General features: G+C 65.1%; 11 protein-coding genes. 1 reads left to right on the plus strand and 10 read right to left on the minus strand.

Annotation, left to right across the window (positions count from 1 at the left end; translation table 11 throughout):
• Positions 1-293: 293 nt before the first annotated feature.
• From MLGJGCBP_RS52880 to MLGJGCBP_RS49495, 4 genes are all read right to left on the minus strand, one after another.
• The gene (locus tag MLGJGCBP_RS52880; RefSeq protein ID WP_160102999.1) at positions 294-1,172 is read right to left on the minus strand and encodes a TetR/AcrR family transcriptional regulator; all 879 of its coding nucleotides are present in this window, start codon (positions 1,170-1,172) and stop codon (positions 294-296) included.
• A gap of 282 nt (positions 1,173-1,454) precedes the next feature.
• Positions 1,455-2,546 (minus strand): Vgb family protein, encoded by a 1,092-nt coding sequence (locus MLGJGCBP_RS49485; protein WP_442972146.1) that lies wholly within the window; start codon positions 2,544-2,546, stop codon positions 1,455-1,457.
• A gap of 54 nt (positions 2,547-2,600) precedes the next feature.
• Complete coding sequence (locus tag MLGJGCBP_RS49490) at positions 2,601-3,605, minus strand: hypothetical protein (protein WP_160103003.1); 1,005 nt, start codon at positions 3,603-3,605, stop codon at positions 2,601-2,603.
• A gap of 19 nt (positions 3,606-3,624) precedes the next feature.
• Positions 3,625-6,231 carry a PEP/pyruvate-binding domain-containing protein gene (locus tag MLGJGCBP_RS49495; protein ID WP_201453333.1) on the minus strand — a complete coding sequence of 869 codons (2,607 nt, stop codon included), beginning with the start codon at positions 6,229-6,231 and terminating at the stop codon, positions 3,625-3,627.
• Between the two features lie 437 nt (positions 6,232-6,668).
• Between MLGJGCBP_RS49495 and MLGJGCBP_RS49500 the strand changes: the two genes are divergently transcribed.
• A complete protein-coding gene (locus MLGJGCBP_RS49500) occupies positions 6,669-7,466 on the plus strand; it encodes an enoyl-CoA hydratase/isomerase family protein (protein WP_160103005.1) in 798 nt (265 codons plus the stop codon).
• Between the two features lie 8 nt (positions 7,467-7,474).
• On the opposite strand, the gene MLGJGCBP_RS49505 is transcribed toward MLGJGCBP_RS49500, so the two are convergent.
• From MLGJGCBP_RS49505 to MLGJGCBP_RS49530, 6 genes are read right to left on the minus strand one after another with little or no spacing between them, the layout of a single operon-like run.
• Positions 7,475-8,578, minus strand: coding sequence for an acyl-CoA dehydrogenase family protein (locus tag MLGJGCBP_RS49505; protein ID WP_160103007.1), 1,104 nt, complete (start codon positions 8,576-8,578; stop codon positions 7,475-7,477).
• A gap of 1 nt (position 8,579) precedes the next feature.
• Positions 8,580-9,737 (minus strand): acyl-CoA dehydrogenase family protein, encoded by a 1,158-nt coding sequence (locus MLGJGCBP_RS49510; RefSeq protein WP_160103009.1) that lies wholly within the window; start codon positions 9,735-9,737, stop codon positions 8,580-8,582.
• Positions 9,738-9,768: 31 nt separating this feature from the next.
• Positions 9,769-10,536: a crotonase/enoyl-CoA hydratase family protein gene (locus MLGJGCBP_RS49515; protein ID WP_160103011.1), complete on the minus strand. Its 768-nt coding sequence runs from the start codon at positions 10,534-10,536 to the stop codon at positions 9,769-9,771.
• Positions 10,533-11,300 carry an SDR family NAD(P)-dependent oxidoreductase gene (locus MLGJGCBP_RS49520; protein WP_160103013.1) on the minus strand — a complete coding sequence of 256 codons (768 nt, stop codon included), beginning with the start codon at positions 11,298-11,300 and terminating at the stop codon, positions 10,533-10,535. The genes MLGJGCBP_RS49515 and MLGJGCBP_RS49520 overlap by 4 nt, the downstream gene beginning before the upstream one ends.
• A gap of 15 nt (positions 11,301-11,315) precedes the next feature.
• On the minus strand, positions 11,316-12,509 hold the full coding sequence (locus MLGJGCBP_RS49525; RefSeq protein WP_160103015.1) for a thiolase family protein: 1,194 nt from the start codon (positions 12,507-12,509) through the stop codon (positions 11,316-11,318).
• 34 nt (positions 12,510-12,543) lie between these two features.
• Positions 12,544-12,978 (minus strand): nuclear transport factor 2 family protein, encoded by a 435-nt coding sequence (locus tag MLGJGCBP_RS49530; RefSeq protein ID WP_160103017.1) that lies wholly within the window; start codon positions 12,976-12,978, stop codon positions 12,544-12,546.
• Between the last annotated feature and the right edge of the window lie 27 nt (positions 12,979-13,005).

Raw genomic sequence — 13,005 nt, forward strand, 5'->3', positions numbered from 1 at the left:
GGGATCCATGGAGTTCCTCACCAACATCATCGAGTCGAGCATTCTCCACCATGGTGCACCACGGGGTGAACAGTAATTCACCCCACTCCTGCCTCGTGAAGACATCGAAATCGGTCGGAGCGTCGTCAGCTGTCATCGCACTCGTGGGTCGCTCCTCGACAACGCCTCGCTACCCTCATCTACATCCGTCGAGGACGAAGCAGCCGAGGCGATAGCGGCCCTTCCAGCGGGGCAGGCCTTCGGCCGAGTCTCGATACCTCCGAATCTCGATACCTCCGAATTCAGGTGCGCACCTACCGCAGGTGTTCCGATGCAAAGAAGGCTGCGGCCTTCTTCAGGAACTCCCGATCCGCACGCAATTCGGCGTTCTCCCGCCGGAGCCGGTCCAGTTCTGCACGTTCTCCCGCGTCGAGTGTGTCGTCGCCGTCGTGTCGCCCCTTCTCCTGAGCGACCTGCTTATCCGGCGGCGGTACCTCGTCGACAGCGATCTCCGGAGCGACGTGCGGGTTCGGACGCTCGGTCGCGACGACCAGACGGGGACGCTGCGGTAATCCCGCTCCGCCGGAACGTGCCCCCACCGACGTTCCTGGTGCGGGCGGCAACAGCTTCAATACGATATCGGTGATGATGCCGGCGTCGTAGGGCTCCGACGGACGGTACCAGCGCGAAACCCAGATGCATTGGCCAAGCAGCACTCGCGCGGTCAGGAGCGGGTCCGCTTCGACGAGGTAGCCCTCCTGCATCGCGCTGGCTACGACACGGACCCACAGTGCCTCGAATTCACGAGTGAACATGTGCCACCGTGAGACGACGTCGCCCGGCAGATCACCCCCGCCGAAGAACACCGGCATGTACTGCCGCATCTCGATCGAAGCATCGACCAGGATTCGAACCAGTTCGTGTAACTGCTTCCACGCTAGCTCGTGCCGCTCGACAACAGCGCGCGCGTGCTCCGTCAAGTCGCGCGTGCTCCGCTCGAAGAGCATACCGAGTAGGTGTTTCTTGGTCGGAACCGTGCGGTAGAGGGTCGCCCGTGAGACCTGCAATTTCTCGGCGGCTTCGATGATGGTGACCGCCTCCGCACCGCCCTCTGCGAAAAGCTCCGCAACGGCGTCGGCAACGGCGTCGGGATCTATGTCGAGCTTGGGGCGGCCGCGCTTCTGCGTGCTCATCGGGTTCCTTCCGTGGCGGCGCGGATCGTGGGCTCCTCGCCGTCCTTCACACGTATTCGATTCTCGCAGTCCCATAATGCTCGCCCCCGACCCAGAAAAAAGATCCGCATGTCAAAATTATGTTACTCCCCGTCCGCGGCAGGAATGTGCCCTGGACTGGAGGTGGGTCGCCCAGCTCCGGGTCGACTGCCGTCGCCGACGAAAGACGTCGGCGACGGCGGTCGATCCCCGGTCACCGATTCGATCGGTGTGCTTGATCGGTATTGCCCACTACTTCATCGATCACTCGTGGGTCTGAGGGAATCCTGGATCGGTCCCGAACGAGTCGACCCAGAGCCGGGTCAGTTTGCCGGCTGTGAAGTTCGGCGACCAGATGGCGCCGTCCGGTCCGGTCTTGATTTCGTCCGGCCAGGTCATTTTCGTGAGGTACGGGTACTCGTCGACGACCTGCATCGTCTTCCTGTCGATCCGCGCGATCTTGTCCGCGACCGATTCGTCGACGTAGAGATAACCGTCCTTGCCGAGGGTGATTCCGATCGGCGCGGACATCGGTGTCGGAATCGGAACGGTGCTGAACGTTCCGGTCTTGATGTCGTAGTGTCCGATCGCGTTGGCGGTCATCATCGTGAACCAGAGACCGTCGTCGTAGGATCGGATGACGAACGGCGCGGACGCGGGCGTCGGAATATCCACCTCGCGGATGTCGCCGGTCGCATAGTCGAGCCGAAGCAACTTGTTTCCCGTTATTTCGACGAACCAGTGTGCGTTGTCGGGACCGGCTGCTCCACCGATGATCATCGAGGCCTTGCTCGGGACATCGAAGATTCGTACCTGGTGTGTCTGCGGGTCGATCTGGGCGATCTTGTCGGCGGCGGTCAGAGTGGCATAGATTTTGCCGTCGCCTCCGGCCTGGAGGCTCATCGGGATCGAGGCGGGCACCGGCAGCGGGATTTCGTGCATACGGTACGGCGCCTGCGTTTCGATGTAACCGACCGAATTGGCCATCTGATGGTTGAACCAGAGGTTTCCGTCGGATCCGTACGCCATGTCGCATGTCCCGACCGACGGGATCGGCCCTCCGGGGAGCGGACCTATTTCCGCGCCACCGGGCAGTGGCGTCTTGCCCGGCATGGTGAACTTCGAGACCTGACCTGTCGTCGGGTCCAGGCGCGCCAATTGATTCGGCTGATGGAGGCTGACCCAGAGGGCCCCGTCCGGTGTTCCCTGGACGTTGCACGGCTGCCCAGCGGGATCGGATACTACGTACTCAGATATGTGGTACGGAGTCGGTGACGCGTTGGAAAGGGCGCACGGCGCCAACGCAGTCATCGAGAGTGCGACGCCCACAACCTTGAAGACGAATCTCCACCTCATCTATTTGAAACCTTCCCATTTTCGTGTTAGAAGGACATTGCCCCGGGCCGGGGGTCAGGAGGACTGAGTCGAGAATTCGCGCTGGGCGGCCCGCTGGGCGCGCATGAACGTGCGGGATTGGTGCAACGGCCAATAATCCTGGCCTTCTCCCAAGGCTGTTTCGCCGTCGAGCGACCACTCGACCAGCGACCAGAACGTCATCAACCATGAATACCCCTGCCAGTTCAACATGTTCCGGACTCGGCCCGTAGCTTCCAGGCGCCTGCCCAGGCTGTCGGTCGCCTCGACACGGTAGGTGATCGGCCGGCCGGTCGCGTCGCGTTCGGTGACGGCGATGGTGCTGTCGGGGCCGGGGGTCAGATCACCGTACTGGCCGTCTTTCAGGTAGTAGCCGATGATGATGCTCTCGCTCGTTCCGATGACCGGGTCCTCGCCCGGTGGGAGCTTGCTGACGGCGAGCGCGTGAAAACTGCTGCGCTCACCGACTCCCCAGATCATCTGGCCTCGTGGATTGTTGACGATATTCCTGACACCCCACGACCGGTCACGTTGCGCAACACAGTCGATGGGAATCGTCTCGCCGTCGACCGACAGATGCCCGGCCATCCGGCCCAGTTGATCGTAATGGCCCTTACCCCATTCCTCGAGCCCGCCGGGCATGCCGGCATTGTGCGGTTCCCGGGATGCGGTGAAGGTGAGGTCCAGGTCCACATCGCTGTTGAAGCGATTCCTGCCCTTGTAGGTGAAGTGGTACTGCTTCAAAGGCTCCACGAGTTCCACGGTGAGGCCGTTCTCGAGCTCGAACGAGAACATCTCCGCCTCGGGCTCGAGGGCGTACGCTTCGCCCCAGTCGTACAGGACGCAGTCATAGTTCTCACTGCCGCTCGGATCCCAGGCCGCGACACCGGCCACCGTGTATCCGATGTTCGGACGGTGGTAGAGGTATACGAATCCGGTCAGGTCACGCTCGGGCGCCATGAACGAAAACCAACTGGCCTCGTTCCAGAAGGGATCGTCCGGGCGAGGATGAAAGAAGTCGTCGCGTTCGGAAATTGTCATGCCGTCTCCTCGTCGTTCGTCAGGATGTTCGAGTTGCTCGTTCCAGGATTTCCACGACTCCGGACCGTCCGTCGACCCGCACGCGATCGCCGGTGCGCAAAACGGAGGTACCGTCGCCGGTGTTCACCACGCACGGGAGCCGCAGTTCGCGCGCCACCACCGCGGCGTGGCTGAGCGTGCCACCGATGTCGACCACCAAGGCCGAAGACACGAACATGATCGACGCCCAGGACGGATCCGTCGTCTTGGCGACCAGAATCTCGCCGGGCTCGACCTCGGCGAACCCCGGGGCGTCGACGACCCGCACCACGCCTTCGACAACTCCGGCACTTGCTCCGATGCCGGTGATCCGGTCACCGGCGGCGTCGCCGTCCACGGTTTCCGGCGCCGGTGCCGTCAGTCCCGGCTCGCCCCAGAATGCGACAGGGAGTTCGAAAGAGCGGAACAGTTCCTGCTCCGTCTTGCGGGCGGCCACGAGCTCACGGACGTTCTCGGGAACCGCAGGCGCGATGAGCTCGTCGCTCGTCAAGTACATGACGTCGTCGACGGCGTCGAGTATGCCCTCGGCAACCAGCAGTTCGCCGATTCGACGGGCCGAGCTTCGCGCGACGTCGAGAGATCTCAGAAAGCTCGCCTTACCGACACCGCGGAGTGGCATGTGACGACGGGCCAGCCGCAGTATCAAGCGGGCCTTCAACCGACCGAACCAGCCGAGACGCGACATCAACTCGGATTCGGCGCGCTCCTTCTCCGCGTTGCGGGCCTCGGCCATCGCGCGAGGGTCCTTGTCGTCACCCTGCGTCTTGTACATCTGAGCGATATGGCGGATCGGCGACGGGTCCTCCCGCCAGACCCGTCCGGCGATATCACCCTCGAGCGTGCCGTGAAATCCGTGTCGCCGCAGGAACTCCGACTCAGTGAGGCGACCTCGGCCGAGATCCCACAGATCGGTGACAACCGCGATCTCGGCATGGTCTCCGCCGGATGTCAGGACACCGTAGTACTCCTCCATGTCGACGCTGGCGACCAGCTGTTCCAGCGCTTGGAATACCGGCGGAACCGCGATGATGTTGCCCTGCGCCTGCAGAGCGGTCGACTTCTGAAACCTGTTGACGGCGTCCGTGAACTGGGCTCGCGCACCGGCGAGGTCCAGGTCCTGCGTTCGTTCCAGCTCCCGTAGCCACCACTCGCGAATAGTGCGGTGCTGCTTGTCGATCACCGCCTTCGAGCGTACGAAGGCTTTCGGCATGCGCCACATCACGACCGGGTACCGTCGACGGGTCGGATTGGCGATCATGCCGCTGGGGATCGATCCCAACAGGGATTCCGCGATCATGTTTCCGCTGGCACCGGGAATACGCTCGCCCATGTCGTAGAAGGCGCTCACCGAGGCCACCGCGCGGCCGTAGGCGATCTGGATGAACCGCGCGTGCGGATCGTCGGGTATCCCGGCCTTCGACGCTTCGAGCACGCCCATCTGGACGAAGCCGTATCGGGCGGCGATCTCGGCACCCGGCCCCCAGACCGACCAGCTGAGCGGTGCGAGGACACCGGGCGCTGCCTCTCCGAGATTCGCGGTGGAGTAGTACCAGTCCTGATTCAGGTCTCCGTGGGTGACACTCGTTCGCGCGGTCGTGGCCAGCTCCGTCCAGCGTGTGCTCCACACGGTTTCGGGGCGGGCTTGCAGCAGGAAGATCTCCCGTTCCTCGGAGACCGCCCACTCGATATCCATGGGGGCCCCGAAAGACCGTTCGATGTCGAGTCCGAGTTGAGCCAAGGCGCGGGCAAGGTCGTCGTCGAGCGCCGGCTGCGATCCGACCTCGGGGTCCATCGGTTGCAGCGTCACCGCACCAGCGTCCGGATCGAAACGGTGTTGTTCGGTCTGACGACTGATTCGCTTCTTCGGGTTGTCCAGATTCGCCTTGTCGAATCGGTACTGGTCGGAAAGCACGTCGCCGACGACGACTCCCTCGCCGAGGCCGTGTGCAGCTTCGATGTAGACGAGGTTACTCTCGCCCGTCACGGGTTCGAGGGTCATCATCACCCCCCCGGCAGCAGCAGGCACCATGCGCTGAACGACAACTCCCATGGCCACCTCGTCGGCGGGAATCCGGAACCGTTCCCGGTAGCCGATGGCGCTGGGATTGAACAGGCTCGCCCAGCAACGCAACACGTGGTGACGGACAGCATCGGCACCTTGGATCCAGAGGTAGGTGTCGTGCTGGCCGGCAAACGATGCGGCGGCCGTATCCTCGGCGATTCCGCTCGATCGGACCGCAACCGGACCACCGCCCAGCTCGTCGTACGAATTGTCGATTTCTGCACTCAGATCCGCGGGCAACGTCACGTTCTCGAAGAGGCCGAAGATCGCCTGCGACTTCGCGTCGTCGCTCAATTCGGCCTGCGCGAGGACGTCGTCGATCTGGGCGCCGACACCCGTGGCAGCGAGAGTCGCGCGATAGGCGTTTGCCGTGATCGCGAACCCTTCGGGCACCGGAAGCCCCAGCTCGATCAGCTTGTACAGGCCCTTGGTCTTACCTCCCACTTGTTCGGACCGGTCGGGCGAACACAGCCCCAGCGGAAGGACTGCCGGGCTTTCCACAGCACCAAAGTCGGCCAGCAACACCACTTCTCTCCTCTCGCCAGACCACTGATCCGTGGCCGCAGGCATGAAACCTTGCCGTTGTCGATTCATCTCGGAACGCCTCGTGTCGCAGTTGTGAGCAGCTACGCGGTGGCCGCGGAGGCGAAGACGATGATTGTTTGCGCAACCGAGCGCACCTTCGGACCCAGCGTGTTGCGGATGCCGATCCAGGAACCGCACCCACTTTTTGTGGGCTCCCTCGTCTCAAAATGCTAGTGGCTCCCGTCACATGTGTCAATCAGCTCACGGCAATCCGGCAGCGATACCGGGCGACACGGTCAGCTCATCTACCGCACGCTGGGATTTGTCAGGCCGTGCCGACTCCGCCGGATTTTGAGGTACGGTATCTCAGTAATTGTCTCGGGCACGCCCTGCCCGCCATCCCGACTGCATGAACCGACAGCACCAAGGAGCATTCGATGGATCTCAGCTACACCGCGCTCACGGTGGACCGACACGATGACGGGGTCGCCGAGATCAGCCTCAGCCGGCCGAAGCTGTTCAACCGGGTAGACGCAGTGCTGCACCGCGAACTCGCCGACGTCATCGAACGGATCAGCACCGATCGAACCATCCGCGCCGTCGTCCTCGGGTCTACCGGGAAGGCATTCTCCGCCGGCGGCGACTTCGAGCTGATGCAGGCCGCGCACGGCGACGTGATGGAACGGCGCGCCATCGTCGACGACGGACGTCGATTGCTGCAGGCCTTCGTCACTGTGCCGCAACCCATTGTGGCGGCAGTGCAGGGCCCCGCGATCGGACTGGGAGCTACGCTCGTCCTGTTGTGCGACATCGTCGTTGCCGCTCGTGCGGCCACGCTTGCCGACTCGCACGTGGCGCTCGGCCTCGTGGCAGGCGACGGCGGCTGCCTGGTGTGGCCGCAGGCCGCCGGCATGGTCCGGGCGCGACGTCACCTCCTCACCGGTGACCCTCTCGATGCCGAGACGGCCTTCGGTTTCGGCATGGTGACCGATCTCGTCGACGATGCCGACGAAGTACTTCCGGCTGCACGCTCGATCGCCTCCCGCGTCGCCCGACTCGCTCCGCTCGCGGTTCAGGGGACCAAGCGCGCCCTCAACCGGGTAACCCAGCAGCGGGCAGGCGAGGTCGTCGACCTGTCTTTTGCCTACGAGGAGCACACACTGGCCAGCGATGACCTCCTCGAAGGCATCGCGGCGTTCCAAGAACGCCGCGATGCCAACTTTCGAGGCCGCTGACCCGGGGGTCAGAGACCGAGGCCGGCCGCAATCAGATCCCGCGCGTCGGCCACCAGGTGCTCTTGCTGGCGGAGGTATTGCGCGTCCGCGAACGCGTGCGAGATCGGGTACTCCCGCATGTAGCCGTAACCCCCGTGCAACTGGAGCCCTCGGTCCACCGCCTCGTCGTGCAGCGCGCCTGCCTCGAGGCAGGCGGTTGCGGCCGCGGCAGCAGTCAGGCGATTTTCGCACCGGGCAACCAGGCACGAGTCGACCAGCAGCTCCGTCGCCGACAGCCGTGCGGCGACTTCGGCGAGCCGGTGTCGTGTGTTCTCGAACTGCGCGAGTGGCCGACCGAAGACCTGGCGCTCGGCGACGTAGCGCAACGTGATCGCGATGACCGACCGGGCCGAAGCCATTGCCGTGACCGCCGACCACAGATCGAGATCACGTGTCAGTTCAGCCCATGCGCCGGTACCGAGGCTGTCGGCCCTCCCGACCTCGACGGCGCCGAGCGTCACATCGGCTTGTGCGCTTTCACGTCCACCCAATGCGTCCGCGACCGGCGATCGGATCAGACCGGACGTGTCTCCCGACAGCACGGTGAGCCGCGGCTCGTCTTCCCCCGACACGGCGGTGAGCAGAATTCCTGCGCAAGCCCCGCCCGCTACCCCGTCGACGTGCCCGTGCAGCAGCACCCGGCCGTCTTCGGACGTCGCCTCGGCTGGTTTCCCCGCCCCGAGCGGAACGGCAAGTCGCTCCCCCGCAACCATGTCAGGAAGCCATGTGGCACAAGCCTCCTCGCTGCCGTGGCGGAGCAGTGCCGGAAGTACGACGCCGCTGTGTAAGGCGAGCAGGTGTGCCAGTCCGGTGGCGCCGAGGGCCGCAGTCTCCTCGACGAGGACGGCGACGAACCGCAGATCGTCGACGCCACCACCCCCGAATCGCTCGGGGGCTGCGGTACCGAGCAACCCCTCCTTACCGGCACACCGGTAGAAGTCCGCAGGGGCACCGTTCGCCGAGCGCCATCCATCGAGGTGCGGTTCGACTTCGGCGCGCAGGAAGTGGCGTACCGATTCACGGAAGGCGTCATGGTCGTTGTCGAACACGGCCCGGGTGTTGTCGTTGTTCATCTCAGGCTCGCTGATCGAAACGGCGTCCGAGGAACTCGGAGGCGATTCGGGTGCGCTGGATCGCCGGCGTTCCACCGGCGATCGCCCAGCCGACAGCGTCGCGGTGCATCCGCTCGATCTCGTACTCGGCCGAATACCCGTAGCCGCCGTGCAGTTGGATCGCCATGTCGGTGACACGTTTGACCATCTCGTTCGCATAGACCTTGGCCACGGACGCGTCGAGCGTCTTCGGCGCACCGGTCCCGGCGTGGGCTGCGGCGCGCCAGATCAGCATGCGGGAAGCCTCGACGTCGACCACCATCTTGGCGAGGGTGTCCTGGACGGTCTGGAACTCCACGATCGGCTTGCCGAACTGGTGCCGCTCCTGGATGTACGCCGCGGAACGGTCGAGTGCTTCCTGGGCGATGGCCAAGCACATCGTACTGTTACCGAGCCGTTCGATGGAGAAGGCCGTGAAGAGCTTGTTGAAACCGCCCTCCGGGATGATGAGGTTGTCGATGGGGACTCGGACGTCGTCGAAGAACATGTCGGCCGATCCGACCCCGCGGTGGCCCATCAGCTCCTCCTGCGGCCCGAAGGTCAACCCGGGAGTGTCCTTGTCGACGACGACAGCGCCCATGCCCTTGCCGCCCGGTGCGGAACTCAACCGCACGTAGACGAGGTACTGCTCCGCGTGCCCGGCGCCCGAACACCATCGCTTCGTGCCGGTGACGACGACCTCGTCGCCCTCGATGACGGCCTTGGTGGTCACGTCGGTTGCTGCCGAGCCCGCGTCCGGTTCGGAGATCGTGATGGCGATGATCTTGTCCCCCGAGGCGACGGGGGGGAGGAATCGCTGCTTTTGTTCCTCGGTCCCGAAGAGGTCGATGACGCGGGCCGGTCCGGCGGAGGCCTCGAAGATCGGCCAGGCCGACAGCGGGTTCGCACGCGCGAACTCCTCTTGCACGATGAGTGCGTCGATCAGGGGTCGGCCACCGCCGCCGTACTCCTCGGGAAGACCGAGCGCGAGCAAGCCCAGCTCGGCGATCCGTCGGCGCTCGTCGGCGGGGAAGTGCGTGCGGTTGGTGTCCCATTCTCGGGCCTTGGGGGCATACCAGTCCCGGGCCACCTTGCGTGCCAGGGCCCGGATCTCTTGCTGCTCCTCGGTCAGCTCGATCATGTCGATCTCCTTCGGTCGAAGTACCAGTGCGTCAACGGTCGGCCCAGACGGGTGCCCGCTTGTCGACGAAGGCACGTGCTCCCTCGGCCGCATCCGCGGATCCCCGGACCTTGTCGGTATACGGACGCTGTCGGTCGAAAAACTCTTCTTGCTGCCAATCCGCGGATGCATTGACCAGGAACTTTGCGGTCCGGACGGCCATCGGGGCGTTGGCTGCGATGGCGGCGGCGAGCCGCATCGCCTCCGCGCGCGCTTCTCCGGGCGCCACCACGCGGTTCACCACGCCCAGGCGGTGCGCTTCGGTCGCAGAGATGAGATCTCCGGTCATCACCAATTCGAGCGCGACCTTGTGCGGAACGACGCGCGGAAGCCGGAGCACACCGCCTGCCGCTGCGACCAGTCCGCGTTTGACCTCCGGCAGACCGAACTGGGCGTTCTGTGCTGCGACGACGAGGTCGCAGGCGAGGGCGATCTCGAATCCGCCGCCGAGCGCTTTCCCCTCCACCGCCGCGATGAGAGGTTTCGTGGTTGCGCGCTCGCAGATGCCGAAGGCTCCCCGTTCGGCGACGAGCGGCCGCTCGCCCGTTGCGCTGAACGCCTTCAGATCCATTCCGGCGCTGAAAACCGTTCCCGTGCCGGTCAGTACCGCAGCGCGGATGTCGCTGCGCTGGTCGACGTCGTCGAGTGCCGCCGCAAGTTGCCGCGCCGTCGGGAGGTCGATCGCGTTGCGGACTTCAGGCCGGTCGATGGTGATGACGGCGACTCCGTCTTCTACCGTGAGATCGACGGCGGGGGTCATCGTGGCGCCATTCGGATAGCACCGTCCAGGCGGATGGTTTCACCGTTGAGCATGCCGTTGTCGATGATGGCCGTGGCCAGGCGCGCGTACTCGTCCGCATCACCGAGACGGCTCGGGTGCGGCACGGTCGCCGCGAGAGAGCTGCGAACATCGTCCGACAGGCGGGCGAGGAGCGGGGTTTCGAAGGTACCGGGGGCGATGGTGCACACCCGGATCTGCTTGGACGCGAGATCTCGTGCCGCCACGATCGTCATGCCGACGATGCCGGCCTTGGACGACGCATACGGGATCTGGCCGATCTGACCCTCGAAGGCCGCCACCGAGGCGGTCAGGATGCACACGCCGCGGTCACCATCCGTCGGCTCGTTCGACGCCATCCGCGCTGCTGCGAGCCGCAGCACGTTGAAGGATCCGACCAGGTTGATCTGCACGATCTCGGCGTAGGTCTCGAGTGATCCGGGAGCGCCGTCCTTGCCGACCAGCCGCACCGGGCCGCCTCGCCCGGCGCAGTGCACGACGACGCGAAGGGGGCCAGCCTCCTCCGCGGTATCGAACACCTGGTTCATTGCGTCGGTGTCCCGCACATCGGCGGGCACGAAGCGGACGCGGTCACCGAGGTCCTCCGCGACGGCCTTGCCGTCCGAGGATTCGAGGTCCGCGATCGTCACGGAGGCCGCACCCTCCTTCAGAAGGCGGCGGACGGTGGCAAGACCGAGACCCGAGGCACCTCCGGTGACGACTGCCGAAATACCGTTGATTTCCATAAGTTCTCCTGTTTCTCAGAGCCGCTCGATGATGGTCGCGTTGGCCATGCCGCCGGCCTCGCACATCGTGGTGAGGCCGAACCGCCCCCCTGTGGCCTCGAGGCCGTGCAGCAACGTGGTCAGTAGCCGGCCACCCGAGGCGCCGAGGGGGTGGCCCAATGCGATCGCGCCGCCGCGGGGGTTCAGCTTCGCGGGATCTGCACCGAAGTGGTGTGCCCAGGCCATCGGTACGGGAGCGAAAGCTTCGTTCACCTCGTACTGGTCGAGGTCGTCGATCGTCAAACCGGCACGGTCGAGCACCTTCTCCGTGGCGGGAATGGGTCCGGTGAGCATGGTGATCGGGTCGTCACCGGCGACCGCGAAGGCATGGAAGCGCGCCCGAGGACGAAGCCCGAGTTCATCGGCCTTTTCCTCCGACATGATGAGCAGCGCCGACGCCCCGTCCGTCAACTGCGAGGAGTTGCCGGGGGTGATGTGCCAGTCCGCGATCTCCGGGAACCGCGCCACCATGTCGTCGGTGCGGAACGAGGGCCTGAGCCGGCCCAGGGTCTCCACCGTCGTCTGCGGTCGCACCGTCTCGTCGCCGGCGACGACGGTGCCGTCCGCAAGGGTGATCGGCACGATCTCGGCCGCGAGGTCGGCGCCGGCAGCATTCTGATGCGATCGAGTGGCGAACTCGTCGATCGACTCACGATCGAGCTTCCAGCGCGCTGCGATCAGCTCCGCCGAGACGCCCTGCGGGACCAGGCCGGGGGCGTACCGCTTCGCGACCGAAGGACCGAACGGGTCCTGACCGATACGTGCGGTGAGCATGGGAATACGGCTCATCGATTCGACGCCCGACGCGATCGCGACGTCGTAGACGCCGGCGATGACACCCTGCGCCGCGAAGTCGGCGGCCTGCTGACTGGAGCCGCACGCTCGGTGCACCGTCACCGACGGCACACTTTCCGGCATTCCTGCTGCCAGCCATGCCCAGCGGCCGATGGGTCCGGATTGCTCGCCCACCTGGCTGACACACCCGGTGATGACGTCGTCGACGATCGACGGATCGAATGCGTTGCGTTGGACAAGTTTCCGCAGCACCTGGCCGAGTAGCTCCACCGGGTGAAGCGAGCTCAGTGCACCACCCGGTTTCCCGTCCTTGGGCGCCTTGCCCTTGGCCATGGGTGATCGGACGGCGTCGACGATGACGGCTGTTCGGGACATGGGACTCCTAGGTCTGTGGTGTGCTCGAAAAGGGTCAGGACGATGCGGCGACCAGCGCCGCGGTGTCCCAGTAGTAGGGGCGAATTTCGGCGACCTTCGCGTTCTCGAATCGCCAGGTTTCGCACGCGCCCGACCGAACCGGCTCATCGGAGTCCGGCGGGTACCAGTCGAAGCGAAGAACAGCGACGACGAGGTTGTCGCCGTCGACGATTCTCTCCACCTCCAAGGCACGCGGCCCGACGGCGGACCTTCCGACCGCCATGCCGACGAAGACCTTGCGTAAGGTCTTCGCTCCCTGAACCCGGCCACCGTAAGGGAGGGAGGACGGAAATTCGACACACGCATCCTCGGCGAACGTCTCGTCGATGAGGGCGCCCAGAGCCTCGGGGTCGCGCTGGTTGATCGCGGCGAAGAAGGCCTTCACCACGTCCACGGGCTGAATCGCCGCGGCGGCGTGCGTCTCCGGCATGACGTGTCCTCTCGAAATCTTTTTTGA

The organism is Rhodococcus sp. T7 (genome assembly GCF_009872365.1).
GTDB lineage: Bacteria > Actinomycetota > Actinomycetes > Mycobacteriales > Mycobacteriaceae > Rhodococcus_F.